Below are 26,596 nucleotides of genomic sequence, written 5' to 3'. Positions count from 1 at the left end.
AGGCTTGGCGCCCCTGGCCTTGGGGCAGCGGTGGATCAGATGCTGCGAAAGCGCCACTCGCCGCGCCCGGACGGGCAGGCCAGCACGTCGCGCAGCATGCGGCCGTCGACCACCAGCGTGGCGTTGCGGCAGCCATCGCGCGCATCGCCGCGCGGGGTGAACTGGTAGGCGTGGCCCGCGCTGCGCCATTCCACCGGCACGCCGGGGCGGCCGAGTTCCAGCGCGTGGCCCATGCAGGCGCGGTCGCGCTCGTCCATGCGGTCGCCGATGGCGTGTCCCAGCACCGCACCGAGCATGCCGCCGACCACCATGCCGACCACTCGATCGTCGCGGCCGGCAATCTGCCCGCCGATCACCGCGCCAGTGACGCCGCCGATCACCGCGCCGATCTCGTCGCGGTTGCAGTGGCCGGCCGAAATGCCGTAGTCGTCGACATAGGCCACCCCGCTTTTGCCCTGATAATGCCGGGCTTGGCTGGGTTTCTTGCGGTCATCGGCCGGATGCTTCTTGTAATAGCCGTGGGCGGGCGCGTGGGTCGGCGAATGTCGGGCCGGTGCCGGTCAATGCGGCTAGGGCCAACGTGAGGGGGAGCTTCATTGCATGCTCCTTGATATTGTCATCGGGATTGCGGTTTAACGACTCAGCACCGCCCAACTGTAGCGGCAGGCGCGCTATCCGCGCGCCGTGCCGGCTAGTTGAGCCTGGGTTTTTGGTCGTAAGCCTGGTGCGCCTGGCGGCCATGTTTTTCCGCCCGGATATTGCGATCTGCTATATCCAGCGCGCGATCGAGGCGCCTGAATTCGCGTGCGTCGATCCTGCCATCTGCGCGGAAATGCTGTTCCATGGCGCGAATGTTGTTTTGCTCCTGCATCAATTCGCGGAATTCGGCGCGGGTCAGTTGGCGTGCACGCGCGCCGACCTGGATCCGTTGCCTCTGCCGATCCTGGCTGCGTTGATCTGCTGGCTATACGCCCTGGTTTGCTGGTAAGCCTGCTTGTGCCCCTGGCCGCCACGGTCCCAAGCAGCCTGTGCGCCGGTTGCCGTCAGGCCCAGGATGCCCAGCGCCAGTACGCCGAAGGTTTTTTTCATCAGATTGCTTTTCATGGTGTCGCGCCTCTTCAGTTGTGGGGTGTCGCTGTCGTTTCGTTTGGCTATGTCACTGCTAGTTGTTGAAGTCATGTCTTGTCCCCTCTGATGAGGCCCCTGTTCTTCGGCCTCCTGCAGGGGTCTGCTGTTGTAGGAGCCCCCGCGAGGAGGAGGCCGTGGTTGTAAAAGCCGACGCGTCGGCAACAACCACGCACGCCCGTCCCGGGCCGATGCCGTGGCGGTTGCGACGGTGCGCAAATCGGGGCGAGGGCGCCCCGCCCACAGCGCTGGCCAATACCAACAAATAACGATGAAAGAGCCTTTCGTTTCCTCAGCGGACACCTGCACTGTAGGGGCGCCGTGTAAGCGGCATGTTTGGGGTGGGTAACAAGGTGTAACGCTATGTAACCGCGCCCGGGAGGTCGCGTTTGCGGCAAAACTTCCCCGTTGGCACCGAAGTTCACAAGGAAGGGATTCGAGTTTGGTGGCGTGATACGTTAATGAGTTAGAATTTTCGGTTTTTCTAATAATTAACCCGCATCCTCAGGAGGCCCTGATGCAAATGAACAAACTTTCGGCCACGCTTGCCGCGGTGGGACTGGCTGTGCCCAGCTTGGCCGTGGCCACCAACGGCATGGTCATGGAGGCTTACGGCCCGATCGCAGCGGGCATGGGCGGCGCGTCCATGGCCTATGACAACGGCAGCGCCGCGCTGGCCAACAACCCGGCCACGCTGGGCCTGATGGCGGAGGGCAGCCGGCTCGACGTGATGGTGGGTTTCGTCGGCCCGGATGTGGAAACGTCCATGGAAATGGGCAAGTCCCAGGCCGATGCCTTTTACATGCCTGCAATCGGCTATGTGAGGAAACAGGGCAAGCTGGCCTACGGTGTGGGCATCTACGGACAGGGCGGGATGGGCACTGAATACGCCAACGGCGACATGGCGCAGGTTGGCGTGGGCCGGGTGATCTTCCCGCTCGCCTACAGCGTCAACGAGCGTTTCAACATCGGCGGCAGCGTCGACATCGTGTGGGCGGGGATGGACCTGGTGGTGACGGGTTTCGGCATCGACTTCAAGGATGACAGCGGCTTCACCGGCGCAGCCAAGGGCTACAGCGTGGCGGCCAAGCTGGGCTTCACCTACAAGCCCAGCGATGCGCTCACGGTCGGCGGCGTTTACCAGACGGCCGGCAACCTGCCCGACCTCAAGGGCGACGGCTACAAGGTGGGAGGCTTCGACATGCCGCCTGTTCTCGGGCTAGGCCTGGCCTGGCAGGCGAACGACCGCCTGATGGTCGCGGCCGACGTCAAGGACGTGATGTGGGGCAGCAGCATGAACACCGTGACCATTTACCAGAATGGCACTGTCGTTGCGCCGTTCCAGCAGGACTGGGACGACCAGATCGTGCTGTCGCTGGGCCTGGCCTACCGGCTCAGCGACGCCTTCACCGGCCGCATTGGCTATAACCACGGCAAGAATCCGATCCCGGATCAAAACGTCAACTACCTGTGGCCGGCGATTATGGAAGACCACTACACGGTGGGCTTCGGCTACGCGTTCAGCAAGCAGTCAGCGCTTAATTTCGGCCTGAGCTATGCGCCGGAAGTATCAGTAACGGGAACGGGCCCCACACCGCCTAACGGTAATGGCGGGATGACCATCGAGCACAGCCAGGTCAACTGGCAGCTGATGTACAGCCATCAGTTCTGATCGGCTGATGGCATGAACGTGAAAGGCCGGGCGCATCATGCACCCGGCCTTTTTTATTGGCGCAGCTGATCACGGCTTTTGCGGGTCTTCGCCGGGTGGCTCGATCTTTTCGCCGGGTGGCTCGGGCGCTTCGTCCGCAGCCGGCCCGCCCGCCTCCGCCTCGGGCATGGGCTGGCTGGCGGCGTCGTCGTCATATAGCGGCTGATCATTCATTTTCTGCTCGATCTGCTCGCTCGCCTGCTCTGCTGAGTCCTGGTTGTCGCAGCCGTTCAGGACCAGCAGGCTGGTCAGTACGCCCAGCACGGCGTAGGAGGCTCGCCAGGGGTGGGTGCGTTTCGACTTGGCTGGAATTGATATGCCGCTTCCGGTCCCGCTCCATTCATAGAGCTGCATGTGTTCGTCATTGAGGTGTGGCATGGTCTTGTGCATGTAATTCTCCTGGGTGTCGGTCGCTCAGCCGGCTGCAGCGAATGCCGCCGTCGGCTGGGGGCCGTTTGTGAATCAACGTTTGATCAGCAGGTCGTTTCTGACGTGCTTCACGCCTTCAATATTGCGTGTGACGTTTTCTACCTCGGCAATCTGTGCCACGCTGTCGACCCAGCCCGACAATTGAACCGTGCTCTGGGTTGTTTCCACGTTCACGCTGAGGCCTTTTACGATGTCGTTTTTCAGCAGCATCGCTTTCACTTTCGTGGTGATCCATGCGTCTTCGATGTATTTGCCGGACAAAATACGCTCATTATGGACACTTGCATTGACAAGCTCGTCCGTGTCCAGCTGCAAGTCACGGTTGATGTCAGCATCGTGAAAAGCCTTTACGGGGCCGCCCTGAGCCTGAAATTCTTCCAGACTGATCTTGCCGTCGCCGTTGCTGTCGTAGGTCTTGAAACCCAGCATTGTCGGAACGGCCAGGGCGGACGCCGAGCCGGCGCCCAGCACACCGGCAAGCGCCAGCTTCAGCAAGCGGTGTTTGGGGTGTTTCATGTTGATCTCCCGTTCATGGTTCAACAACAAAATGAATGCTCAAGTAGTCAGTTAGGGTTTGGTGCTGGGCTTGCTTAGCTTGGAGAATTCATCGTTGCTCAGGCTCTTGTCCTGGTTGGCGTCGATTTCGGCGAAGAGCTGCCCACCTCCGCCCTGAGCCTTGAATTCCTCCAGGCTGATCTTGCCGTCGCCATTGCTGTCGAAGTTCATGAAGCTGGGCGCGCCCGCGGTGGGGGCGGCGCCCCCCGGCGCGGCCTCGGGCATGGGCTGGGCCAGGGCAGACGCCGAGGCGGCGCTCAGCAGACCGGCAAGCGTGAGGGTCAGAAAGTGGGGGTGAATGGATTTCATGTCTAGCTCCTATCAATGTAATGGTTCAACAAAATGAATGCTCAAGCAGTCAGTTAGGGTTTGGTGCTGGGCTTGCCGAGCTTGGAGAATTCATCCTTGCTCAGGTTCTTGTCCTGGTTGGCGTCGAGTTCGGTGAAGGTCTGCTCCTGGCCACCCTGAGCCTTGAATTCCTCCAGGCTGATCTTGCCGTCGCCATTGCTGTCGATGCTTTTGAAGCTGGGCGCACCCGCGGTGGGGGCGGCGCCCCCCGGCGCGGCCTCGGGCATGGGCTGGGCCAGGGCAGACGCCGAGGCGGCGCTCAGTAAACCGGCAAGCGTGAGGGTCAAAAAGTGGGGATGAATGGATTTCATGTTTAGCTCCTTAATGATTGAGTCAGTACGAATGCAGGTGCACTCAAGCTGGGTAAAGCGACGACCGTGCCAGCTCTGTTTTCAGCAATAAAAACATGTAGATGGGTGATTTGCGCGGCGTTGGGTGCGGGGTTGCACCCGCTTGGGCGGCCGATATGTCGCCTGTCGGCGACGGATCCAGAAGGGGTTTATCAAGCAGTTGTTTTTATTGCACTATTTTGTCGGCCATCTGCGACAAGCCGGGAAGACCGGCAATAAAAAAGGGGAGCAAGCCCCCCCCTCCTCCTGTGCAACAAGCCTTTTAAAGGGCGGGCGGGCGGCGGCCTGTGACCAGCAGCACCAGAAATACCACCAGACCGACGACGAATAGCACTTTGGCGATCCCGGCGGCGGTGCCGGCCAGCCCGGCAAAGCCGAAAATTCCGGCGATGATTGCGACAATCAGAAATGTAACGGCCCATCCAAACATGGTGTTCTCCTCTCGGGGTTGATCAACGCGCCAAAAGGCGGTATCTCCCATGAAGCAGAGGCCGTGCCAATCAAGAAAATGGTTTTGAATCAAACGGATAACATGGCGGCGCGGGAATCGGCCGCCCGCACGGCAGGGAAGGCGTCGCCGATGCCTGACACTCAACTGTCGTCGCGGTCCTTGAACAGCGCGGGGGTGAGACCATGGCGTTGCAGCAGTCGGTATACCTCGGTGCGGTTGCGTCCGGCCAGCCGCGCCACTTCGCTGACCTGGCCGCGGGTGAGCTTCAGCAGCGAAATCAGGTAATCGCGCTCGAATGTCGAGCGTGCCTCGGCCAGCGGCTGGATCTCGGCCGGCTTGTCACGCAGCGCGCGCGCCACCAGGCTCGCTGGAATGGTGGACGTGGTGCACAGCGCGACACATTGCTCCAGCACGTTGTGCAGCTGGCGGATGTTGCCCGGCCAGTCGGCCGCCGTCAGCATGTCGAGCGCGTCGGGCGCAAAGCCATGGATGCGGCGGCGGTATTTTTCCGTCAGCACGGTGAGGAAATGCCGGGCCAGTAGCGGAATGTCCTCGCGCCGCTCGCGTAGTGGCGGCAGCGTCAGAGTGACGACGTTGAGACGGTAATACAGGTCTTCGCGGAATTCGCCGCTGGCGATCGCCTCCTCCAGATTGCGGTGGGTGGCCGACAAAATGCGCACGTCGACGGGCCGCGTTTCGGTCGCGCCGACCGGCCGCACCTCGCCTTCCTGCAGCACGCGCAGCAGCTTGACCTGCAGCTGAGCGGGCATGTCGCCGATCTCGTCGAGGAGCACGGTGCCGCCCTCGGCGCTCTGGAACAGGCCCGCGTGGTCGCGCCCCGCGCCGGTGAAGGCGCCCTTCATATGGCCGAACAGCTCCGATTCGAGCAGTTCGGCCGGAATCGCGCCACAGTTGATCGCGACGAAGGGCCTGCCGTGACGCGGGCTGGCGCGATGAATGGCGCGTGCCAGCAGTTCCTTGCCGGTGCCCGACTCGCCCTGGATCAAGACCGACGCGTCGCTTTGCGCGGCCAGCCGGGCTTCGGCCAAGAGCGCGTCCATCGCCGGGCTGGCGGTGACGATCTCACTGCGCCAGCTGTCGCTGTCCTGACTGGCTTCGGGGCTGCTGCCCGTGAGGCGGGTGGCGCGCTTCAGCAGATCGATCAGCGTGGGCGCGTCATAGGGCTTGGTCAGGTAGCCGAACAGCCCCTGCTGGGTGGCGGCCACCGCGTCCGGAATGGTGCCGTGCGCAGTCAGCACGATCACCGGCAACGCCGGGTCGCGCGCATGAATGGCGCGAAACAGCGCCATGCCGTCCATGCCGGCCATCTGCATGTCGGTCAGCACAGCATCGGGCCGCGTCAGCGCCAGATGCGCCAGCGCGGCTTCGCCGCTGTCGACTGCTTCGACCCTGAAGCCATTGGCCTCCAGCCGCAGCGTGATCAGCTCGCGCAGCGCGTCGTCGTCGTCAACCACCAGAATGCACGGTTTTTTCATGGTGTCTTGTCCGGCGTGTTGCGCTGTTGCAGCGATTTTTCCAGCGCCTTGATCTGGTCGAGCTTCTCCTGCAATTCCTGCGCGCGCGCAGTCTGCTGCTTGAGTTCGAGACGCGCCTTGAGCGATTTTTTCATCAGTTCGGCCAACGGCTGGGCGCGGGCATCGAAGTCGGTGATTGCGCTCAGGCTTTTCAGGCCACGTTCAAGCGCTTCCACGCTGTCCTCGCGCTCCAGCAGGGCGGCCAACTGAAAACGCCGGGCGTCGTCGAGGCGGCGCTCGCCTTCCAGCCCGGCCAGTTCGCGGCGCCGCTGCTCGGGTGACAGCGCCGCCACCCGCGTCAACTCGCTCAACAGCGCTGACGCGCCCAGTCCGGTTTGCGGGGCGGTGAAAGTCGGGCGTTCGAGCGGGATGGTACAGGCGCCCAGCGTCAATAACAGCCCGGCAAGAAATACAGATTTAAATGTCATTGTGGCATCGGCCAGGTTAAACGAAAACAGGTCGACCACGGCGGGCAATCGACCACCTCGATGCTGCCGCCCGCAGCCAGCAGCGATTCGCGCACGATCGACAAGCCCAGCCCGCTGCCCTTGACCGTGCTGGCGGGCTGGCGCGCACCCTGGAAAAACGGCTCGAAGACGCGGCTGCGCTCGGCTTCAGGAATGCCTTCGCCCTGGTCGCACACCCACACCGCGACGGCGGCGTCGAGAGGCTCGCTCTTCACCAGGATGTGCCCCCCCTCGGGGCTGAATTTGATCGCATTGGACAGCAGGTTGTCCAGCACGGTTTCCAACTGGCTGCGGTCGCAGTGCACGGTGGGGGCGTTCAGCTGCGTCTCGACCTGGAAGCCGCGCGCGTCGAGCGCCAGCCGCTGCCGCGCCAGCGCGCCGGCGAGCACGTCGGCCAGCGCGTGCGGCGCGGCGGGCCGCAGGGTGGCATCGCGCATCATGCCGCTGTAGCGGATCAGGTCTTCGATGCGTTTTTGCAGGTCGCGGCTGGCGCTGTCCATGATGGCGACGATGCTGCGCTGGCGTGCGTTGAGGCTGCCCGCCAGTTCATCGCCCAGCAGCGCCACCCCTTCGCGCAGCGACGCCAGCGGGGTTTTCAGTTCGTGCGAGACGTGGCGCAAAAAGCGCAGTTTCTGTTCCTCCAGCGCCTGCAGGCGCTGGCGCAGCCAGTCGATTTCGCGCCCCAGCTCGACGATGTCCTGCGGTCCGCTGATCGCCTGCAGCGGGCGCAGGTCGGCCTGGCCGAGCTGCTGGATCGAGGCCTTGAGCTGCTTGATCGGGCGGTTGATCATCCAGGAAAACACCGCGGCCAAAAGCAGCGTCAGCGGAATCAGTGCGAGCGCCAGCACGATCAGCCGCTGGCGGGTGGCTTGCACGGTCGCTTCCAGCGCCTGCAATTCGCTTTGCACCGCAGCGTCGGCCTCGGCGAGCAGGCTGCGCGCGTCGCCATGCAGCGCGTCGAACACAGGGTCGAGCGCATTGAAGCGCGCGCTGTCGAGAAATGCGCCGGGTTGCAGCTGGCGGTACAGGGTGCGGCTGCGTGTCCCGAACGCGTCCAGCGTGGTGCGCGCCGGCGCGTCGACGAGTTCGCCGTCGAGTCGCGCCAACAGGGTTTGAAGTTCGTCGTAGCGGGTTCGCAGGGCGGGCGCGAATTCGGCGTCCTGCAGCAGATGGTACTGCCCGGCAGTGCGCTGCAACTGGCTCACCGACTCGGCGATCTGCCGCACGTCGCGCGTGATGGCGAGGCTGGTGCGAGTGAACTGGCGCTGGGTGTCGGCCACACCCTGCAGCACATGCACCGCGTTGATCAGGCCGCTGGCCAGCGGCACGATCAGCACACCCATGGCGACGATGACCAGAATGGTGAAGGAGCGGGGGTAGTAAGGGCCAGTAAGCATGGGGGTGGGTGGCAATGTCTCAGCGTACCTCGATAGGGCGGTCGCGATGGTGGAACTGCCACCGCGCCCGCCGCGGGATCACAGCAGATCGAGGTAGCCCAGGATGCCCTTGGCGGCCTCGCGGCCTTCCCATACCGCGGTCACCACCAGGTCCGAGCCGCGCACCATGTCGCCGCCGGCGAAGACCTTCGGGTTGGCGGTCTGGAACGCGTGTTGCTGACCCTTGGCGATCACGCGGCCACCCGGGTCGATCGCGATGCTGTGGTCGGCGAACCACGGCTGCGGATTGGGGCGGAAACCGAAGGCGACGATGACGCGGTCGGCCGGGATGATTTCTTCCGAGCCCGGCACCACCACCGGGGTGCGGCGGCCGCGCGCGTCGGGCGGGCCGAGCTCGGTGGTCACGAGCTTGACGCCTTCGACACGGCCGTTGCCGACGATTTCCACCGGCTGGCGGTTCCACAAAAACTGCACGCCTTCTTCCTTGGCGTTGCCGACTTCGCGCTTGGAGCCGGGCATGTTCTTCTCGTCGCGGCGGTAGGCGCAGGTGACGCTGGCCGCGCCCTGGCGGATGCTGGTGCGGTTGCAGTCCATCGCGGTGTCGCCGCCGCCCAGCACCACCACGCGCAGGCCTTTCGTATCCTGGTAGACCTCGTCCGGCTTGGCCAGGTCGAGGCATTTGCGCACGTTGGAAATCAAAAATGGCAGCGCTTCCAGCACGCCGGGCAGGTCTTCGCCGGGGAAGCCGCCCTTCATGTAGGTGTAGGTGCCCATGCCCATGAACACGGCGTCGTATTCGTCGAGCAGGCGCTGCATCGACACATCGCGGCCGATGTCAGTGTTGAGGCGAAACTCCACGCCCATCCCCTCGAACACTTCGCGGCGGCGCGTCATCACCGTTTTTTCCATCTTGAATTCGGGAATGCCGAAGGTGAGCAGGCCGCCGATCTCGTCGTAGCGGTCGAACACCACCGGCTTCACGCCGCTGCGCGCCAGCACGTCGGCGCAGCCGAGGCCGGCGGGGCCGGCGCCGATGACGGCGACCTTCTTGCCGGTCGCCACCACGTTCGACATGTCGGGACGCCAGCCGGCCTTGAAAGCTTCTTCGGAAATGTATTTCTCGATTTGGCCGATGGTCACCGCACCGAAACCACCCGCGTTCGGGCCGCCGCCCACGGCTTCGCCGAAGCCGTCGGTATTGAGGGTGCACGCGCCTTCGCACAGACGGTCCTGCGGGCACACGCGGCCGCACACTTCGGGCAGCGAATTGGTCTGGTGCGACAGTTCCGCCGCCTCGAACAGGCGACCTTCTTCCACCAGCTTGAGCCAGTTGGGAATGTAGTTGTGCACCGGGCACTTCCACTCGCAATACGGATTGCCGCAACCGAGGCAGCGTCCGGCCTGTTCCTGCGCGTGCGCCGCATCCATCGGTGCGTAGATTTCGTGGAAAGCGTGCTTGCGGAGGTCGGCGGGCGTTTTCTCGCCGTCGCGCCGCGGCTGCTTTAAAAACTGGAATACGTCAGCCATTCTAGGTCTCAACTCTCATCGTTCAATTGTGTGGCCAGTCCTGCGGGTCACGGTGCTGGTGCAGGCAGGCCAGGACAGTGATTTTTTCGTCGCGCATGTGATAGAAAAGTCAGTAAGGAAACCGTCGCAAACCAATTCTGCGCACGCCCGGCAGCGTTTCCGCAAACAGCAACGGGTTACGTTGCACGTAGCCGAGATTCAATTCGATCGCGCGAAAAAATTCCGCCGACAACCCCCGCGTCTGTTCTTTGTACCATGCCGTCGCGTCCCGAATTTCGCGTTGCGCCTTGGTGCTGACGACGAGCTTCACAGGGAACGTTCGATTTCCGCCCGGACTTCATCCCAGGGCTTGCCGTCGTCCGGATTGGCATCGCTTTCGCGCAGGCGGGCTTCGAGCAATTGTCGTTGCGCGTCGGAAAGGCGTTTCTGCGCCGCCTCCGCCGCAATCGCGTCCCACAGGTCTTCCACCAGTTGCAGTTTTTCGGCAAAAGGCCGCTTTTTCGCTTCTTCCAGCAGGTCGATATCCATGTGAGTTCCTTTCAAATCGTCGCGGCTTCGCGCGCTGTGCCGGGAATGTCCTCGACCAGATCTTCAATCGAAATCCGCTTCGGCTTGATCAGCCAGACGCGCGACAAGGTGGTGTCGAAATCGGCCAGCAGCGCTTTCGCGCGGGCGCTGCCGGTGAGCGCCAGATGGCGTTCGACCTGCGCCTTGAGGAAGACGCGGAACGGCTCGGTTTCGTCGCTGGTGATGCGGGTCAGCTCGACCATTTCCTTGTTGGTCTTCGACACGAAATCGCCGGCCTCGTCCACCACGAAAGCCATGCCGCCGCTCATGCCGGCGCCGAAGTTGAGCCCGGTGTCACCCAGCACGATGATGGTGCCGCCGGTCATGTATTCGCAGCCGTGGTCGCCGATGCCTTCCACCACCGCCAGCGCGCCGGAGTTGCGCACGCCGAAGCGCTCGCCGCCCATGCCCGCGGCGTAGAGCTCGCCGTCGGTGGCGCCGTACAGGCAGGTGTTGCCGATCAGCGTGTTGCGGTGCGCCTCATAAGTGGCGACGCGCGGCGGATAGATCACCAGCCGGCCGCCGCCCAGGCCCTTGCCGACGTAGTCGTTGGCGTCGCCTTCGAGCGAGATCGTCAGGCCGCGGTGGTTCCACACGCCGAGGCTCTGGCCGGCCGAGCCGGTGAGCTGGATGCGGATCGTGTCGTCCGGCAGGCCACGGCCGCCATGCGCCTTGGCGATTTCGCCCGACAGGCGTGCGCCGATCGAGCGGTTGACGTTGCGCACCGTGTAGGCGAGTTCAATCGGCGTGCCGGCCTTGATCGAGGCCAGCGCGTCAGCCACCATCTGCTCGGCCAGTTCGCCCTTGTCGAACGACGGGTTGCGTTCCTGCTGCGCGAAACGCGGCGCGTCGGCGGGGATGTCGCCCTGCGAGAGCAGCACGTCGAGCTTCAAACGGCCCTGGCGCGGCGTGTCGCCGGCCGACAGGTCGAGCAGGTCGGTGCGGCCGATCAGGTCGGTCAGCTTCCTGATGCCGAGGCTGGCCATCAGCTCGCGCGTTTCCTCGGCGACGAACTTGAAGTAGTTCACCACCATGTCGGGCAGGCCGATGAAGTGGTCGCGGCGCAGCGTTTCGTTCTGCGTGGCGACGCCGGTGGCGCAGTTGTTCAGGTGGCAGATGCGTAGGTACTTGCAGCCCAGCGCGACCATTGGACCGGTGCCGAAGCCGAAGGATTCCGCGCCGAGGATCGCAGCCTTGATGACGTCGAGGCCGGTTTTCAGGCCGCCGTCGGTCTGCACGCGAACCCTTCCTCTTAAACCGTTGGCGCGCAGCACCTGCTGCGCTTCGCTCAAACCGAGCTCCCACGGCGAACCGGCGTATTTCACGCTGGCGAGCGGGCTGGCACCGGTGCCGCCGTCGTAGCCGGAAATGGTGATGAGGTCGGCGTAGGCCTTGGCCACGCCTGCCGCGATGGTGCCGACGCCGGGTTCGGAGACCAGCTTCACCGACACCAGCGCATCGGGGTTGACCTGCTTCAAGTCGAAAATCAGCTGCGCCAGATCCTCGATCGAGTAGATGTCGTGGTGCGGCGGCGGCGAGATCAGCGGGGTGCCCGGCTTGCAGTGGCGCAGGCCGGCGATCATCACCGACACCTTGTCGCCCGGCAGCTGGCCGCCTTCGCCGGGCTTGGCGCCCTGCGCGATCTTGATCTGCAGCACCTCGGCGTTGACCAGATAGGTCGCCGTCACGCCGAAGCGGCCGGACGCGACCTGCTTGATCTTCGACGTCTTGGAGGTGCCGTAGCGCTTCGGGTCTTCGCCGCCTTCGCCCGAGTTGGAGCGGCCGCCGATGCGGTTCATCGCTTCGGCCAGCGCCTCGTGCGCCTCTGGCGACAAGGCGCCGAGCGACATGCCGGCGGAGTCGAAGCGCTTGAGGATGGTTTCCAGCGGCTCGACTTCGTCCAGCGGGATCGGTGCGATGCCGGTCTTCAGCTTCATCAGATCGCGCAGCATCGCCACCGGGCGGCTGTTGACGGTCTCGGAGTATTTCTTGAACTCGGCGTAGTCGCCTTCCTTCACTGCCTTCTGCAACTGTTGCACCACATCCGGGTTGTAGGCGTGGAACTCCTCGCCGAACATGAATTTCAGGAGGCCGCCGGCCGACAGCGGGCGCAGCGGGTTGAACGCCGTCTTGTGCAGCAGTTTCTGGTCGGATTCGAAGTCGTCGAAATTGGCGCCGGAAATGCGCGACACCGTGCCCTTGAGGCACAGCTCGACCACCTCCTCATGCAGGCCCACGCCCTCGAACAGCTGCGCGCCGCGATAGCTTGCCACCAGCGAAATGCCCATCTTCGAGAGGATCTTGTACAGACCCTTGTCCATGCCCTTGCGGAAATTGGACAGCGCTTTGTCGAGGCCGGGCTTGATCTCGCCGGTTTTGACGAATTCGCCGATCACCTGGTAGGCCAGATACGGATACACCGCGGTCGCGCCGTAGCCGATCAGGCAGGCGTAGTGGTGCGGGTCGCGCACGCTGCCGGTTTCCACCACGATGTTGGCGTTGCAGCGCAGGCCGGCGGCGATCAGCGCGTGGTGCACCGCGCCGGTGGCGAACAGCGCGTGGATCGGCAGGCGATCACGGGCGAGGTTGCGGTCCGACAGGACGAGGATCACCTTGCCTGACTTCACTGCGTCAATGGCACGTGCGTTGAGGTCGCGGATCGCGGCTTCCAGCGTGGTCGTCGCCGGGTCGTAGTGCAGGTCGAGCGCGGCCGAAGCGAACGCCGGATCGTTCAGGTTCATGAGCTTGTCGAAGGCTTCCTTCGACAGCAGCGGGGTGTGGACTTCCACCCGGTGCGCGTGCGCCGCGGTTTCCTCGAACAGGTTGCGCTCGGGGCCGAAGCTGGTGTTGAGCGACATCACGATCGCCTCGCGGATCGGGTCGATCGGCGGGTTGGTGACTTGCGCGAATTGCTGGCGCAGGTAGTCGAAGGGCGAGCGCACCTTCTGGCTCAAAACGGCCATCGGCGTGTCGTCGCCCATCGAGCCGATCGCTTCGCTTCCATCCTCGGCCAGCACGCGGATGATCTGGTCGCGCTCCTCGAAGCTGACGTTGAAGAGTTTCTGGTGGGTTAGCAGGCTGGCCGCGTCCATCACCGGCAGGTCGGCGTCCTGGTTGATGGAGAGTTCCAGCTTCACCGCACTGGCCTTCAGCCATTCACGGTAGGGCTGCGCGCCCTTCAGCTCATTGTCGATGTCTTCCGGCATCAGCAAGCGCCCGGTGTCGAGGTCGGCGGCAATCATCTGGCCGGGCTTGACGCGGCCCTTGCGTTCCACATTCGCCGGATCGATCTGCCACACGCCCACTTCGGAGGCGATGGTGAGGATGCGGTCCTTGGTCAGCACCCAGCGTGCGGGGCGCAGGCCGTTGCGGTCGAGCGTGCAGACGGCGTAGCGGCCGTCGGTCAGCACCACGCCGGCGGGGCCGTCCCACGGCTCCATGTGCATCGAGTTGTATTCGTAGAAGGCGCGGATGTCGGCGTCCATCGACTCGACGTTCTGCCACGCCGGCGGGATCACCAGGCGCAGCGCGCGGAACAGGCCCGCGCCGCCCATCACCAGGCCTTCGACCATGTTGTCGAGGCTCATCGAGTCCGACCCCTTGGTGCCGACGATGGGACGGACGTCGTCCATGTTCGGGATCAGCGGGGTGACGAATTTTTGCTCGCGCGCGCGGCTCCAGTTGCGGTTGCCCTGCACCGTGTTGATCTCGCCGTTGTGCGCCAGATAGCGGAACGGCTGCGCCAGCCGCCACTGCGGCCAGGTGTTGGTCGAGAAGCGCTGGTGGAACACCGCCAGGCTGGACGCGAAGCGTGCGTCGTCGAGGTCGGGGTAGAACACCGGCAGGTTGTCCGGCATCACCAGGCCCTTGTAACTGATCACGCGGCACGACAGCGTTGGCAGGTAGAACACCGGGTCGCTCGGCTCCAGCGCCTTTTCGGCCTGGCGGCGCGCGACGTAGAGCTTGCGCTCGAAATCGTCCTCGGAGATCCCGACCGGCGCGTTGACGAACACCTGCTCGATATGCGGCAAGGAGGCCAGCGCCGACTCGCCGCAGACGGAAGAATTGGTCGGCACCAGGCGGAAGCCGGCGACGGTCAAGCCCTGGGCTTCCAGCGAAGTTTTCAGCGTGGTGCGCGCATGCGCCTGCGGCGCGGCGTCGCGCGACAAAAACAGCAGCCCAGCGGCATACAGCCCGCCGAGCGTGAAGCCGGCCTCGCGCGCCACTGCACGCAGGAACGCATCCGGTTTCTTGAACAACAGGCCGCAGCCATCGCCCGACAAGCCGTCGGCCGCGATCGCGCCGCGGTGCGTCATGCACGCCAGCGAGCCGATCGCGTTCTGCACTAGCGTGTGGCTGGGCTGATTGTCGATCTGCGCAATCAGGCCGAAGCCGCAGCTATCCTGTTCGAAATCGGGCGAATACAGTGTCCCGTCCAGCCAGCGTTGTCGTTCCATGGTTCCGTATGCTCAGGCAACAGCGGCCTGCCCACAGGCAAGCCGCAAAAATTTAAGCGAAAAGTGTGGCATTTTAATCCCTGAGGCCGCGTGCGGCAATGATTGCCGCGCCAAGGCCTTGGCGGCGCTAGGGTTTCCGCACAGGCCGGAACTGAAGGTGGGAGTGGGATTGCCCGTGGAAATTCCTGGGATTCCGAAATGAATGCCCGACTTGCCTATCCTGTGAAGAGGGCACAAGCCGAAAGAAACGGACCATGAAGCTATTAAGCTGGAACATCCAATGGGGGTGCGGCCTGGACGGCCGGGTCGACCTCGCGCGCACCCTTGGGGCCATCCATCAGCTGGGCGATTTCGACGTCATCTGCCTGCAGGAAGTCGCGATCAACTTCCCCGGCCTGCCCGGCAGCCGCGGCGAGAATCAGGTCGCCGAACTGTCCGCCGGCCTGCCCGGCTACACCGTCATCTACGGCGCGGCGACCGATGTGCCCGACGGCCGCGGCGGCCGCAGCCGGTTCGGCAACGCCATCTTCTCCCGCCTGCCCGTCGGCCAGGTGTGGCGGCATCTCCTGCCGTGGCCGGCCGAGCCCGGCATACCCAGCATGCAGCGGGTGCTGGTGGAAGCCGTGGTGACTGCAGACGTCGGCCCGCTGCGCGTGCTGACCACCCACCTCGAGTACTACTCGCAACGCCAGCGCCAGGTCCAGATCGACGCCATCCGCCGCCTGCATGCCGAGGCCTGCGCCATGTCGGCGCGTTCGCCGCTGGCTGAAGAAGCGGGTGGTGCCTTCGAGGTGTTTCCCCGGCCTGCCGAGGCGCTGCTGTGCGGCGACATGAACTTCCCGGCCTCGGCGCCCGAGCGATCGCAAATCCTCGTGCCGTTTGCGGGTGGGGAACCGGGTTTTCGCGATGCCTGGTCGGTGCTGCACCCCGGCGAAACGCACGCCCCTACCGTCGGCATCCACCGGGTCGATTTCGTCAAGCAGCCCGAATGCTTCGATTTTGTCTTCGTGACCGAGGGGCTTTCAAGCCGCCTCAAGGCGCATGGCATCGATGCCGCGACCGAGGCGTCCGACCATCAGCCAGTGTGGGTCGAGTTGGCCTGAGCCTGGAAAAGAAAAAGCGCTTCCGATGATTTGGAAGCGCTTTTTTGGATGTCATGGTGGAGGGTGGCTGACCAAGCGATCTGTGGACTCCCAAGATTGCAGGCAATAGCGCGGGATTGCGAGGAACGGTGCGGACTTCACGTCAATTTGCACCCGTTTCTTCCGCCATCCGATAGCCCATCGCCCGGTAGCCGCGCTGGCGTTTTTCCCACATCCGCAGCAGCGCCGGGTGACCGGTGTCGACGAAGTCGATAATGCGCACATCGGTCTTGGTGGCGTGTTCGCGGTGCAGTCGGCCCGCGTATTGCTGCAACGTCCCCTTCCACGAAACCGGCATTGCCAGCACCAAAGTGTCGAGGGGTGGATGGTCGAATCCTTCACCGACCAGCTTGCCTGTCGCCAGCAGAACGCGCGGTGCATCGGGTGGAAGCGCATTGAGTTCCGCGATCAGTGTGGCGCGCTGCTTCTTGGCTATCCGTCCGTGCAGGACAAACAACGATGGAACCTTGCCGTCCAAGGCGGTTTGGATGGCATCGAGATGTTCGGTGCGCTCGGTCAGCACCAGCACTTTCCGGCCCTGGCCGTAGGCGTTTTCGACCTCGGCAGCAATCGCGTCCGTTCGGGCTTGGTCAATGGCAAGGTGCCGGAATACATCCTGAATCCCCGCTTCCTGCGGCAAATCAATCCGCGAATGCAATGTGCACGGCGTGACAGCCAAGTCGTACGGCGCACTCGTGGGCTTGACGGCGGTGTGGCGAGTTGGCCCGCACTGCATGAAAATGATCGGCTGCTGGCCATCGCGGCGAATCGGTGTTGCAGTCAGGCCGAGCACATATTTGGCTTTTGCCCGCTTCAGAATCGCGTCGAACGACGCCGCGCCGACGTGATGGCATTCGTCCACAATCACGTGACCGTAATTTTCGACCAGCGAATTAACTTCTCCCTGACGCGACAGCGATTGCATCACCGCGATGTCGATTTTGCCTGTCTGCCTGGCCTTGCCGCCACCGATGGTGCCGACCACACCTTTGCCAACGCCCAAGAATGATTGCAAGCGCTCCTGCCATTGCTTGAGCAGTTCGGTTCGATGCACCAGAACCAGCGTGTTCACGCCACGGCGCGCAATCATCGCAGCAGCCGTGACCGTTTTGCCAAAGGCAGTCGGCGCGCACAGAACCCCTGCGTCGTGATGCAGCATGGCGGCCACGGCGAATTCTTGATCCAGCCGTAAAGTACCGGCAAACGCGACGTCCAGCGGCGACCCCGCGTATCGCTCGTCGACCAGCTCGCAGCCAATAGCGTTGTCACGAAGCAACTCCAGCGCGGAATCCAGGCAACCACGCGGAAGCGCGATGTGATTGGGGTAGTTCTCGGCACAGCCAATTACGCGCGGTTCATCCCACACCGAGAAACGCATCGCCTGCTTTTTGTAAAACTCCGGATTCTGGAAGGCCGCCAAACGAATCAGTCGGTTGGCCAGTGGCTGCGGGAGTTGCGCCTTCTCGAAATAGATTAGGTTGGCTAGCGTCACCGTGAGTGACTTCGGCATCGGTCCGACCATATGCTTGGTGACGGATGCAGATCGCTTCCAAGGCTCCTTTTGGTCTTCCTCGTCGATGAACGTTACATCGAGTGGGTGCGCGTTTCCCGTCGCTCTCAGAATGGTGGGCTCGATATCGTGTGCAGGCATCGGCAGGATGGTGGCCAGAAAGGCCCACTGATCCCGGTAAGGACGCAAATCACCGTCCACGAACACACTGCATCCGTTCTCACGCGGATGCTTCTGCAGCGGCAGCGCGATCAGATTGCCGAAACCGCCTTTTGGCATCGAATCCTGGTTGGGGAACAAGCGGTCGTAGGATTCGAGCTTGAGTTGGCGAGTGCGGGTGCAGGTGTGGCTGATGATGGCCGTGCCGAGTCGGCGCGCATCTCGAGCCGATACGCTGCCGGTGAAGAAAATCCAGGTATGCGCACCGTTACCGGAGCGCGATATCTCAAGGGCGACCGGCACACCCAGTTCGTGACACGACTGATAAAACGCCTTGGCATCCTCTCGCCATTCCGCCTCATCGAAATCAGCCGCGAGAAAATGGCAATGGTCGTCAGCCAGCAGCGGATAGACACCAATGGTGCGTTTACCGGTAAGGTGCTCGTAGATGACCGTATCCGACAATGGGATCAGCAAACGGTTATTGCATTCCCCACATTTGATGCGCGGCTTCTCGCAAACACCGGCAAGCCACTCATTGCCACAGGCCGGCGCGTAGCCGGTCCTGCCAGTGGTCTTGCTTTCCCAGCGGATCGGGTAGATGTCCGTGCGCCCGCGGAACAGCCCACGAAACAGCGCCACTTTTTCGGCGGCGGAAAGCCTTGAGGATTCCTGCTTGGCAACAGGTGCCACAGGCTCAGGCGGCAAGCGCCATTCGATGCCGTGAGATTTCAGTAGGGCAATCAGGCGGGCGTTTTCGGCTTGCAGCGCAGCCAACTGATTGCGTTCAATCATCGGCCCCGTACTCGGCAAGCAGGTCGCCCATGTCATCGCTCACGCCATATCCAAAGTTTCGACAGATTCGATATACGACACGAAGCCTTTCCCACAACGGCAGGCGCTGCCCCTCGCCTAAATTGGAAATGGTTTTCAAGGCCTGCTCAAACATTCGCACCAGCGCATCGAAGTAGCCCTCATCCTGCAGGCCGACATCATTGCTGAACCCCGCGGCACGTTCGCAATAGAACACCATCAGTTCGGCCAGACCCTCCGGTTGGCCGATGGCTTTCTTGTAATCGGCGATAGGCTTTTTTGCCTTGGCGACAGAGGTGTCCTGATTCTTGAACACATCGGGCCACAGCCAACGGTCGATGATGGTTTTGTACGGTTTGAGCACGTCGTCGCCCAGACTGAGACGGGCGTGCAGAAAGGTTTGGTTATCCTTGTTGGCCGCGTACAGGTCTTGCAGCAGCCCAAGCAATCCAGCGCGGTCGAAATCGGTCAGTCTGGTTTTGACGTCACTCCACGAGGCGGATTTTTTCTTGGTGGCCATTCCTTGCCTTACTCCCCATCGCCGCCGGGCTTGTGTTCAGCCCCGATTTGCTTGATCACCCTGTCGAAATCACTCTCAAATAGCCGATCCTGCACGATGCGATATTTCTCGAACTCACTTTCAGCGTGGGCTTTCGCAATTTCAGCTGATACCTTGCCGCCATCGCGCAAAATCTCGCGGTCGGTAAATTCCAAAAAGGCATCCAGCCGTTGCGCCCAGTCCTCCATGGTCATGGGGATTTTTCGCCGGGCACGCTCTTCGGCCAGGTCGAGGTAGGCGTTGACAATGCGGCCGAGGGATTCCAACTCGTCGTGATTGAGGTAGTTCTTGGCGACGACCACATCGGTCTTGAGGATTTTCCCGTCCGGGGCATGTTCCCAAGAGGTCAGACCCATGCGCTCCTTGCCGCTGTCGGCACGCTGTACGATGAGCTCGGCAGCGGTGTGACCGTGAATGGCGAAATGCAGCTTGTTCTGCACCCTGGCGAAGAACGCCCGGGTCGTAGGGGCATCCGAGTTGTAATCGACCGCCGTGGCATAGATGTCGGTAACCTTCTGGTAGAACTTGCGTTAGCTGAGGCGAATCTCGCGGATTTCTGCGAGCAAGCGCTCGAAATAATCTTCCCTGAGAAAAGTGCCGTTCTCCATGCGCTTTTTATCAAGGACGTAGCCCTTGATAGCGAACTCGCGCAGTACCCGTGTCGCCCATTGCCGGAACTGGGTAGCGCGCAGGGAGTTGACCCGGTAGCCCACTGAGATGATGGCATCGAGGTTGTAAAAGTCGATGTTGCGTCCGACTTCCCGATTGCCTTCGGTTTGAACTATCCGGAATTTCTGGATAGTTGCCTCGTGCTGGACTTCGCCGACTTCATAGATATTTTTCAGGTGTTCGCTGACGGTGCGGACGTCCACGGCAAAGAGTTCGGCCATCAGCTTCTGCGTCAGCCAGACGGTTTCGTCCTCGTAGCGGGCTTCAATACTCTGCTCACCTGCCTGACCGGTAAAGATCAGGAACTCGGCCGTGCTGTTGCGAATCAGTTTTTTTTCGCCATCGCTCACGCCAGATGCTCCTCAATCCAGTCCCAGCGCTTGTCCTTGACCATCACGAATCGGCAGCGCCCCTCGGAAAGATTGGCCCACAGCCCACCAATCAATCGGTCATCCTCGGCCGATAACCAGCGGTCGGCACCCTTGTATTCGACAGCGAGGATCGGTCCGGGCATGTCGTCTTTTCTGGGAAGCTGGCACAGAAAGTCCGGGTAGAACCGCCCGTCCGCCTTTTGCAGGAAGAACGAACTTCCTTCGCGCCGAACCAGGTTACGCACCCAGAACTGGAGTCGTCCTTTCTGCGCCTGCGTATCCAGCCAGCAGGCGCATTCGAATTCTTCCTTGCTGTCGAAATCGCCTATCCGCCCGTAGAAGTGCTTGCGGAAATCGAAGTAGCCAAACTCCGATGTTCCTGGAACGTAGTCGCGGCTGGGCGCATAGGCCTGCGGTTGGAAGTCGAAGGCATATATGTCGCTGACTGCCACGCGCGAAGCCGCATCGTCACCGAACAGGGTTTGTTGAAAGGCTTTGCCCACTGCCAGCTTGCGCATGTCGCGGATGCGTGCCTCGATCAGATTGCGGATCAGGAATTTTTGCAGATTGGCGCGGGCCAGCGTGAAATCCTCCCGGCGCAGCAGTTCGGCCAGCCAGGCGGCCACGAAGGCCTGCTTGCTGGCATAGGTGAGCGAGGGCTCGGGCAGGTTGCGGCACAGCCAGGTGGCCAGGCGTACCGCATCCCAGTTTTCGGGTTGGTACACCAGCCCCAGGTCACGTTGCAATTCTGGCAGGAAACGTGAAACGACCTTGCCGCTGGCGTCGTCCACGTCGATTTCGCCGCCCTCCGAAACCTTGAGGCCGGCCCCCATCGCCGCCAGGTCGTCGGCGGTCGGGACAGCATCGAAAGGCGAGAGATCCCACGGGTAATCCAGCACCTCCGGGTCATCGAATAGCTGCAACTGCTCCAATCCATCTTGGCCTTGAACGCGCAGCGCGAGTTGCGGAATGCGAAAGCGCTCGCCCAACTCGGCGGGTGTCTGGAAAAACTCGATGGCCGTGGTGCGACTGACTTCGGCCGCCTCAGCAATCGCCGCAACTGCGGCTTCGGACTTCACCGTAGCCTGGAGTGTTTCCGTTTCTTCTTCGGTCAGCGGCGCGCTGATGGTCAGGGTGTTGAGCTTCGGCTCCCAGTGCAATTTGTCCTTGATGACTTTTGGCAGTGCCTTGAAATCGGGCTTTTCGCTCAAGGACACAGGCACAGGCTGGAACACCACATGGCCATTATTCAAATCAAACCGTGCCTGCTCGGCACGGGCGGCGATCACAAACTCGGTCACCTCGCGCCGTTCGAATCCGGCACCGGCCACCAGCCGGTCGCGTAGCGCGCTCGCCGTTTCCGCGAAGTTGCGCGACACCACGAAGGCATAGGACTGATTGAGGGGCTGGTTTACCCGATGGCTGGCGCCCGGCTGCCGCAGCACCCGCCCGAGCAATTGTTCCACCGACGTGGCCGAATGCAGCGAGGCCATGCTGACCAGAATATAGGCAAAGGGGCAATCCCAGCCCTCGGCCAGTGCCTTCTGGGTGATGACAAACTTCACTGGGCAAGCCGGGTCGGCAATGCCCAGCTTGTAATCGGCCTCGATCTTTTCCAGCCCCTTTTCCTCGCCCGTGGCGACGATGATCTCCCCGGCCGGAATGTGATGGTTGGTGATGAGTTCAATACGCACCCGCTCGAAGTCCAGGGTCTCGACGCCAGCCCGGCGCGGCTCGGCTTGAATCAATACAATCGGCCGCAGGTAGGCCGCGCCCGCACGGCGCTCTTCGTCGGCCAGCTTGTGCAGGGCATCGCGGCGCCCGATAGCATCCGCCAGACACTGCTGCCAGTTCGGTTCGGTTTCCAGCACCACCGGCAGCTTGATCATCTCCTCTGCCTTCAATTCGGCGGCCGACACGCTGTGCAGCACGTTCGACGGGGTGCGCTCCAGATCGGGTGTGGCGGTCAACTCCATCACCCCGCTGGGGCGGAAGCGCGCGAGCATGTCGAACGCCAGTTCGGTACGGCTGTTGTGCGCCTCGTCGACGACCACAAACGGCCGGCGCAGGCGCAGCACATTGGCCAGCGAATACGGCGTGGTCTGTTCGGCGCCCTGGCCATCTTTCAGCAACTCGTCGCGCTGGGCCGGCGCGAGGTTGTCGAAGTGGCGCATCAGCGCGCCGCTCGACTGGTACACCTTGCGGCATTCCTCGTCTTCCACCTGAAACGCCTGCCGCGTGGCCACGATGACCGTGGTCGAGGTATCCAGCGTGGCGCGGGTCACGCTCTTCGCCTCGTCCAGATCCATCACCGTGATTGGCCCGGCTTCGCGCAAGGCCGTGTGGTAGGGATGCTGGCGATTCCGCAAGGCGCGCAGCGTCTGTTCGCGAATCGGCTTCGAGGGCACCAGCCACAGGATGACGCTATGCTCGCCGCGCAGCAGATGCGTGTTGACCAGCGCCACGCTCTTTGCCGCCAGCCAGGTCTTGCCGCCGCCGGTGGGCACGCGCAGGCAGAAATACGGCATATCGGTCGGAAAGCCCGACAGCGGGTTGTAGGCCAGGCCGCGCCCCCACAGGCGTTCGGTGGTGGCGGTGTAGGCAATCGAGGGCGACGGCAGTTCGTGGCAGGCCTGGAAATACGCCTCGACGCTTTCGAGCACCTGCGACTGGTAGGTTTTGGGCTGAAACGCGGTCATGCAACGATCCTGTCAACCCAGTATTCGGGGTCGCGATGCTGATGGGCAACGGCCAATACGACGATGCGCTCCTCGCGTATCGCATACAACATCTTGTACGGGAATCGGTTGAACAGGAACCGCCTGACCGGTTCGATTTCAACCTGCCAGGCGAGAGGCTGCTCTCGAATACGCTTGGCGGACAACGATGCCTCGCGCAGAAACTCGTCGCCCAAGCCGCGTTGTTGCCGTTCGTAATAGCGCCTGGCTTCGTCTATCTCGGCTTGGGCGAGTCTGGCGAAAATGAGCTCCATCACAAATCCCGAAATACCTCTTCCATGGAAACGCATTCCAGGCGGCCTTCGTCATAGGCCTTCAAGCGTCGCAATGCCTCTTGTTGCCAAACTGTATCGATTTCCGGGTCTGGCTTGTCCAGGCTTTGATGCAGGAGTTCGAGAAGCAAATAGCGCTCGGCGGCCTTCAGCCTGAGTGCCTGTTCGATGACTTCGGTCGTGCTCATGATAAGGACCCCGCTTTCCGTTCGAAAAACCATCGCCACTTTACACCTCCAGCGCGTAAGGCGTTTGCTTGAAGGTGATGCCCTCGCGCGCGGCGCGCGCGCCCATGCGGTTGGCGGCGGCGTAGATCACCTTGGGGCCAGCAAATACCGGCAGCACGTCGAACACCGGGCCGGTGAGCACGTTGCCGCCGCTCACGGACTTGTCCTTGAGGATGCCGTTGTAGAGCAGATAGACCGCGCGGCCCTCGTGCACGCCTAGCAGTGGCGAGTCGGCGCGGCCGGTGTACCCCGTCCCGGTTTCGGCAAACCAGACGAACTCGGCCAGTTGGGAAAAGCGCACGTCGGGGCGAATCTGGCCTTCGGCGGTGAACAGCGGCTCAGGAGACAGGCGGCAGAACTGGAAGCCGCCGCCCAATGCTTCGATGACATTGCCTTTGGAGTTGGTGTAGCCGGTGGCGACGCGTTTGACCCGCTCTGCGGTGACGGTGCGGGCGATGTTGTCGTCCATTTCCACGAGGATGAAGCGGCGGTTGCCACCGTCCTTGGTATTAGTTGCAAGCACGGCGTGGCCGGTAGTTCCAGACCCTGCAAATGAGTCAAGGACCAAGCATCCCGGGGGGGCGCAATAGCCAATGACCCGCTGAATGAGAGCAGTCGGTTTTGGAAATGCGAACACTCTCTCATCCAGAATCTCGTCCAGCTCCCTTGCTCCCGATTGTGTTTTGAACTCTGGCCAAAAAGTTGATGCCGGCATTCGCTCCTGGGTTTCGGATAGAAAGCGTTTTTTTCTCGGCCAACCCGTTTGGGGGTTGGGTGGCCACCAAATCCTGTCTTCCTTGAGTAGCGCCTCATAGCCGACCCTGTTAGTGATCCATCCCTTGGCGGGATCTGGTTTCCAAACATGTTCTGTCCCAAATGCTGTTCACTTAACAATCACCGGTGTCCAATCCTGACGGATATTCATAATTTCATCGCCCTTGCGCGGCGGATGTTGCTTGGTTCGTCGCTTGACCACGCGAGGATTTGATCGTCCTTTTGGACTGGTCAGCCTGCCGCTGGCTGCGGCTTTAATCAACGCCAACCACCACTTCTGGAAGCCCTCTGGGGGGAACGGCGCCGCTGTCTGGAAGTTTGCGGCGGATCAATGACAGGCTGTGTTTGAAGCTGAGCGTATCAGGCGTTCGCTGGCGTGAGAGCGCTGCCTCCAGCATCAGTTTGCGCACCACATGGTGGGCTAACAACAACCCCCAGAACTCCTGGCGCACCAACTCTGGCGTTTTGCTACGCAGCACAATGTCTGCGCCTTTGAGCGTGGTCTTGATTTCGGCAAATGCGGTCTCGATGCTCCATCGCTCATGGTAGAGCGCGGCCAGCTCATCGGCCGGATAGCGTTCGACATCCAGCAAGGTGGTTATCAGCCGATACACTGGCTCGGCGTCGCTCACGCCGGGCAAGTGATAATCAATGACGCGTACAGTCATCGCGGGTGCGGTTGGGTCGCGCATCTTCTTGAGGGTTGCCGGTGCCGGGCTGATTTGACTCAAATACGAACCATCCCTGAACCGCTCAAGTACGGGCAGCTTTCTATTCTTGATGATGCGCCAGAGTAATTGTGCGCCGGTTTGACTGGCCGCCTGCCACAGCGGGTATCCTGAGAAGCCGCGATCCGCCAGACACAACATGCCCGGTTTGAGGTTCTGTAGCGCAAGGTGCGCCAAGCTCACTTCCGAATCTTTGTAGCCGCCCAGCGCCACGCCGAAGAGGGCGTGGGTGCCGTTCTCCAGCAGTCCCACACAGCGAATTTGCGGGTAGCCCGTTTGCCCTTGCCCGCTGCCAGGCACGCCGAATGCTTCCCGGTTGCCGACCTCATCGGCCACTTCCAGCGTCGTGCCATCGATGCTCACGATCCTCAAGCCGCGATAAAAAGCGCACGCCGACTGAGGTTGCGCCAAAGGGGTCAAAGCCTGCTCGGCAAGATAATGCATGACGTCGGCACCCAAGCGGGTACGGGCTGCGCTGATAGCCGATTTGCCGACTTCGCGGCGGATGGCCGCATCACCCAGGTAATCCATGCCTTCGGTGACGACGCGCAGGACTTCTTCGGTGTTCACGCCACGATAGAGGGAGAGCGCCATGACGTAATAAGCGACGGCATGTGCGGGTAGGTCTCGTTGCCGCTTGCTGTGGCGATTGTGTGTGGTGAGCGCTTCATCAACCAGTGAGGGCGGAACCAGACGGGCGAGAAGTCCCACGCTCAAATAGTCGGAAACACGAACCTGTCCTGTCAGTGCTGCAGCTTTCCCCGCCATGATTCGCCCTCGGTATGATCTGCGTACCGGGGTAGTGTAATGAGATTCATGCTAAGTGAACAGCATTGGTTCTGTCCCAGGCTGCTGCATACTGTAATCATGCAGGTTAGGGCGCTCGCTTGCCGTCGCCTTGCCCTTCAATGGGTCAGTTACGTATGGACCCCGCAAATCATTGTCAGGGTTCTTAAAATCTGACCGATCAATGATCCTTCCTTCAATTGCAGCCTGCTCAGACTTGCCATAAACAAATATGTGTTCGTGATCAGGTGAAAGCCTCGTCTTGATTCTGTTGTCGGTGTTTCTTGTATTCCAAACAATCGTTGCGATGCGGTTTTTGAATCCAAAAAACCTCATCCAGAAGCAGTCGCAAGTGGCCAGCCTCTACATCATCGAGGGATATCAATATCACTCCGTCATCGCGCAAAAACTGTCTCAGCAGCACCAGCCGCGGATACATCATGCACAGCCAGCGGTCGTGGCGGTCCAGGGTCTCGCCTTCCTTGCCCACCACTTCGCCCAGCCAGCGGCGGATTTCCGGGCTGTTTACGTTGTCGTTGTAGGCCCAGCCTTCGTTTCCGGTGTTGTATGGCGGGTCGATGTAGATGCACTTCACCTGGCCGGCGTAGCGCGGCAGCAGCGCCTTCAGCGCATGCAGGTTGTCGCCCTGCACGATCAGGTTTCCCGTGTCGGCATCGCCGCAGGACAGTTCGGGCACCGGCTCCAGCAGGCGGAACGGCACATCCTTGTGGTGTTTGACGACGGCATCTTTGCCGATCCAGTTTAGTGTCGGCATGGGTCAGTTGCTAAAGGGGGTCACATACATGTTCTTCTCTGCGCGCTTTGGCTCAGGCCGGCTGTTTGAGCCAAAGCGGAATCCCAAGTGAGTCAATGGGTTACGACGACTTTTGGGGTGCTTTTCGCCGGTGGTTTGGCTCAAATGGGCCAGA

General features: G+C 62.1%; 25 protein-coding genes and 1 pseudogene. 3 read left to right on the top strand and 23 right to left on the bottom strand.

Annotation, left to right across the window (positions count from 1 at the left end; translation table 11 throughout):
• Positions 1–35 precede the first annotated feature (35 nt).
• On the bottom strand, positions 36–443 hold the full coding sequence (locus tag ABW22_RS09910; protein ID WP_237763297.1) for a glycine zipper 2TM domain-containing protein: 408 nt from the start codon (positions 441–443) through the stop codon (positions 36–38).
• Positions 444–709: 266 nt separating this feature from the next.
• Between ABW22_RS09910 and ABW22_RS18045 the strand changes: the two genes are divergently transcribed.
• Together ABW22_RS18045 and ABW22_RS09900 are read left to right on the top strand one after the other, a co-directional pair.
• Complete coding sequence (locus ABW22_RS18045; protein WP_059755686.1) at positions 710–988, top strand: hypothetical protein; 279 nt, start codon at positions 710–712, stop codon at positions 986–988.
• A gap of 654 nt (positions 989–1,642) precedes the next feature.
• Entirely contained in the window at positions 1,643–2,797 is a 1,155-nt protein-coding gene (locus tag ABW22_RS09900; protein WP_059755683.1) for an OmpP1/FadL family transporter, read from the top strand.
• A gap of 69 nt (positions 2,798–2,866) precedes the next feature.
• Here ABW22_RS09900 and ABW22_RS09895 read toward each other — a convergent pair whose 3' ends face one another.
• From ABW22_RS09895 to gltB, 12 genes are all read right to left on the bottom strand, one after another.
• Complete coding sequence (locus ABW22_RS09895; protein ID WP_059755680.1) at positions 2,867–3,226, bottom strand: hypothetical protein; 360 nt, start codon at positions 3,224–3,226, stop codon at positions 2,867–2,869.
• A 72-nt stretch (positions 3,227–3,298) separates the two neighbouring features.
• Positions 3,299–3,781: a BON domain-containing protein gene (locus ABW22_RS09890; RefSeq protein ID WP_059756134.1), complete on the bottom strand. Its 483-nt coding sequence runs from the start codon at positions 3,779–3,781 to the stop codon at positions 3,299–3,301.
• Positions 3,782–3,832: 51 nt separating this feature from the next.
• Complete coding sequence (locus ABW22_RS09885) at positions 3,833–4,129, bottom strand: hypothetical protein (RefSeq protein WP_059755678.1); 297 nt, start codon at positions 4,127–4,129, stop codon at positions 3,833–3,835.
• 53 nt (positions 4,130–4,182) lie between these two features.
• Positions 4,183–4,479 carry a hypothetical protein gene (locus ABW22_RS09880; RefSeq protein ID WP_059755675.1) on the bottom strand — a complete coding sequence of 99 codons (297 nt, stop codon included), beginning with the start codon at positions 4,477–4,479 and terminating at the stop codon, positions 4,183–4,185.
• 301 nt (positions 4,480–4,780) lie between these two features.
• Positions 4,781–4,948, bottom strand: a complete 168-nt coding sequence (locus ABW22_RS16780; RefSeq protein WP_082708687.1) for a DUF1328 domain-containing protein — start codon at positions 4,946–4,948, stop codon at positions 4,781–4,783.
• 161 nt (positions 4,949–5,109) lie between these two features.
• Positions 5,110–6,465 carry a sigma-54-dependent transcriptional regulator gene (locus ABW22_RS09875; RefSeq protein ID WP_059755672.1) on the bottom strand — a complete coding sequence of 452 codons (1,356 nt, stop codon included), beginning with the start codon at positions 6,463–6,465 and terminating at the stop codon, positions 5,110–5,112.
• On the bottom strand, positions 6,462–6,932 hold the full coding sequence (locus ABW22_RS09870) for a hypothetical protein (protein ID WP_059755668.1): 471 nt from the start codon (positions 6,930–6,932) through the stop codon (positions 6,462–6,464). The genes ABW22_RS09875 and ABW22_RS09870 overlap by 4 nt, the downstream gene beginning before the upstream one ends.
• A complete protein-coding gene (locus ABW22_RS09865; protein ID WP_059755665.1) occupies positions 6,929–8,368 on the bottom strand; it encodes a HAMP domain-containing sensor histidine kinase in 1,440 nt (479 codons plus the stop codon). The genes ABW22_RS09870 and ABW22_RS09865 overlap by 4 nt, the downstream gene beginning before the upstream one ends.
• Positions 8,369–8,446: 78 nt before the next feature.
• Entirely contained in the window at positions 8,447–9,895 is a 1,449-nt protein-coding gene (locus ABW22_RS09860; protein ID WP_059755661.1) for an FAD-dependent oxidoreductase, read from the bottom strand.
• Between the two features lie 109 nt (positions 9,896–10,004).
• Positions 10,005–10,205: a hypothetical protein gene (locus ABW22_RS09855; RefSeq protein ID WP_059755658.1), complete on the bottom strand. Its 201-nt coding sequence runs from the start codon at positions 10,203–10,205 to the stop codon at positions 10,005–10,007.
• Complete coding sequence (locus ABW22_RS09850; protein ID WP_059755654.1) at positions 10,202–10,423, bottom strand: addiction module protein; 222 nt, start codon at positions 10,421–10,423, stop codon at positions 10,202–10,204. Before ABW22_RS09850 ends, ABW22_RS09855 begins: the two co-directional genes overlap by 4 nt.
• A gap of 11 nt (positions 10,424–10,434) precedes the next feature.
• Positions 10,435–14,919, bottom strand: coding sequence for a glutamate synthase large subunit (gene gltB / locus ABW22_RS09845; protein ID WP_059755651.1), 4,485 nt, complete (start codon positions 14,917–14,919; stop codon positions 10,435–10,437).
• A 254-nt stretch (positions 14,920–15,173) separates the two neighbouring features.
• Here gltB and ABW22_RS09840 point away from each other — a divergent pair, with 254 nt between their 5' ends.
• Positions 15,174–16,022 (top strand): endonuclease/exonuclease/phosphatase family protein, encoded by an 849-nt coding sequence (locus ABW22_RS09840; protein ID WP_059755649.1) that lies wholly within the window; start codon positions 15,174–15,176, stop codon positions 16,020–16,022.
• 142 nt (positions 16,023–16,164) lie between these two features.
• On the opposite strand, the gene ABW22_RS09835 is transcribed toward ABW22_RS09840, so the two are convergent.
• The 10 genes and pseudogenes from ABW22_RS09835 to ABW22_RS09795 all read right to left on the bottom strand — a co-directional run bounded on the left by ABW22_RS09835 (position 16,165) and on the right by ABW22_RS09795 (position 26,442).
• A complete protein-coding gene (locus tag ABW22_RS09835) occupies positions 16,165–18,525 on the bottom strand; it encodes a TOTE conflict system archaeo-eukaryotic primase domain-containing protein (protein ID WP_059755646.1) in 2,361 nt (786 codons plus the stop codon).
• The gene (locus tag ABW22_RS09830; RefSeq protein WP_059755642.1) at positions 18,518–19,063 is read right to left on the bottom strand and encodes a hypothetical protein; all 546 of its coding nucleotides are present in this window, start codon (positions 19,061–19,063) and stop codon (positions 18,518–18,520) included. The genes ABW22_RS09835 and ABW22_RS09830 overlap by 8 nt, the downstream gene beginning before the upstream one ends.
• 8 nt (positions 19,064–19,071) lie before the next feature.
• A pseudogene (locus tag ABW22_RS09825) lies at positions 19,072–19,992 on the bottom strand (virulence RhuM family protein).
• Between the two features lie 125 nt (positions 19,993–20,117).
• Entirely contained in the window at positions 20,118–22,841 is a 2,724-nt protein-coding gene (locus ABW22_RS09820) for a DEAD/DEAH box helicase (RefSeq protein ID WP_059755639.1), read from the bottom strand.
• On the bottom strand, positions 22,838–23,134 hold the full coding sequence (locus tag ABW22_RS09815) for a type II toxin-antitoxin system RelE/ParE family toxin (RefSeq protein ID WP_059755635.1): 297 nt from the start codon (positions 23,132–23,134) through the stop codon (positions 22,838–22,840). Before ABW22_RS09815 ends, ABW22_RS09820 begins: the two co-directional genes overlap by 4 nt.
• Positions 23,134–23,340, bottom strand: coding sequence for an addiction module protein (locus ABW22_RS09810; RefSeq protein WP_059755633.1), 207 nt, complete (start codon positions 23,338–23,340; stop codon positions 23,134–23,136). The genes ABW22_RS09815 and ABW22_RS09810 overlap by 1 nt, the downstream gene beginning before the upstream one ends.
• Positions 23,341–23,380: 40 nt before the next feature.
• The gene (locus ABW22_RS16775) at positions 23,381–24,166 is read right to left on the bottom strand and encodes a DNA methyltransferase (protein WP_269083911.1); all 786 of its coding nucleotides are present in this window, start codon (positions 24,164–24,166) and stop codon (positions 23,381–23,383) included.
• A 96-nt stretch (positions 24,167–24,262) separates the two neighbouring features.
• Entirely contained in the window at positions 24,263–24,421 is a 159-nt protein-coding gene (locus tag ABW22_RS17295) for a hypothetical protein (protein WP_157648596.1), read from the bottom strand.
• The gene (locus ABW22_RS09800; protein ID WP_082708681.1) at positions 24,408–25,649 is read right to left on the bottom strand and encodes an IS4 family transposase; all 1,242 of its coding nucleotides are present in this window, start codon (positions 25,647–25,649) and stop codon (positions 24,408–24,410) included. The genes ABW22_RS17295 and ABW22_RS09800 overlap by 14 nt, the downstream gene beginning before the upstream one ends.
• 262 nt (positions 25,650–25,911) lie before the next feature.
• Entirely contained in the window at positions 25,912–26,442 is a 531-nt protein-coding gene (locus ABW22_RS09795) for a DNA methyltransferase (protein WP_059755624.1), read from the bottom strand.
• Positions 26,443–26,596 lie beyond the last annotated feature (154 nt).

It is taken from the genome of Thiobacillus denitrificans (genome assembly GCF_001530125.1).
Lineage (GTDB): Bacteria > Pseudomonadota > Gammaproteobacteria > Burkholderiales > Thiobacillaceae > Thiobacillus > Thiobacillus denitrificans_C.
Note: the sequence above shows the minus strand (reverse complement) of the source record. Positions and strands in the feature narration are given on the sequence as shown.

Coding starts and splice junctions, on each gene's coding strand:
- ABW22_RS09800 (WP_082708681.1), bottom strand. CDS start 25,649: ATGGCGGGGAAAGCTGCAGCACTGACAGGACAGGTTCGTGTTTCCGAC.
- ABW22_RS09830 (WP_059755642.1), bottom strand. CDS start 19,063: ATGGCCACCAAGAAAAAATCCGCCTCGTGGAGTGACGTCAAAACCAGA.
- gltB (WP_059755651.1), bottom strand. CDS start 14,919: ATGGAACGACAACGCTGGCTGGACGGGACACTGTATTCGCCCGATTTC.
- ABW22_RS09835 (WP_059755646.1), bottom strand. CDS start 18,525: ATGATTGAACGCAATCAGTTGGCTGCGCTGCAAGCCGAAAACGCCCGC.
- ABW22_RS09890 (WP_059756134.1), bottom strand. CDS start 3,781: ATGAAACACCCCAAACACCGCTTGCTGAAGCTGGCGCTTGCCGGTGTG.
- ABW22_RS09860 (WP_059755661.1), bottom strand. CDS start 9,895: ATGGCTGACGTATTCCAGTTTTTAAAGCAGCCGCGGCGCGACGGCGAG.
- ABW22_RS09865 (WP_059755665.1), bottom strand. CDS start 8,368: ATGCTTACTGGCCCTTACTACCCCCGCTCCTTCACCATTCTGGTCATC.
- ABW22_RS09795 (WP_059755624.1), bottom strand. CDS start 26,442: ATGCCGACACTAAACTGGATCGGCAAAGATGCCGTCGTCAAACACCAC.
- ABW22_RS09870 (WP_059755668.1), bottom strand. CDS start 6,932: ATGACATTTAAATCTGTATTTCTTGCCGGGCTGTTATTGACGCTGGGC.
- ABW22_RS09875 (WP_059755672.1), bottom strand. CDS start 6,465: ATGAAAAAACCGTGCATTCTGGTGGTTGACGACGACGACGCGCTGCGC.
- ABW22_RS09820 (WP_059755639.1), bottom strand. CDS start 22,841: ATGACCGCGTTTCAGCCCAAAACCTACCAGTCGCAGGTGCTCGAAAGC.
- ABW22_RS09810 (WP_059755633.1), bottom strand. CDS start 23,340: ATGAGCACGACCGAAGTCATCGAACAGGCACTCAGGCTGAAGGCCGCC.
- ABW22_RS09840 (WP_059755649.1), top strand. CDS start 15,174: ATGAAGCTATTAAGCTGGAACATCCAATGGGGGTGCGGCCTGGACGGC.
- ABW22_RS09895 (WP_059755680.1), bottom strand. CDS start 3,226: ATGCACAAGACCATGCCACACCTCAATGACGAACACATGCAGCTCTAT.
- ABW22_RS09815 (WP_059755635.1), bottom strand. CDS start 23,134: ATGGAGCTCATTTTCGCCAGACTCGCCCAAGCCGAGATAGACGAAGCC.
- ABW22_RS09880 (WP_059755675.1), bottom strand. CDS start 4,479: ATGAAATCCATTCATCCCCACTTTTTGACCCTCACGCTTGCCGGTTTA.
- ABW22_RS09850 (WP_059755654.1), bottom strand. CDS start 10,423: ATGGATATCGACCTGCTGGAAGAAGCGAAAAAGCGGCCTTTTGCCGAA.
- ABW22_RS16780 (WP_082708687.1), bottom strand. CDS start 4,948: ATGTTTGGATGGGCCGTTACATTTCTGATTGTCGCAATCATCGCCGGA.
- ABW22_RS09900 (WP_059755683.1), top strand. CDS start 1,643: ATGCAAATGAACAAACTTTCGGCCACGCTTGCCGCGGTGGGACTGGCT.
- ABW22_RS09885 (WP_059755678.1), bottom strand. CDS start 4,129: ATGAAATCCATTCACCCCCACTTTCTGACCCTCACGCTTGCCGGTCTG.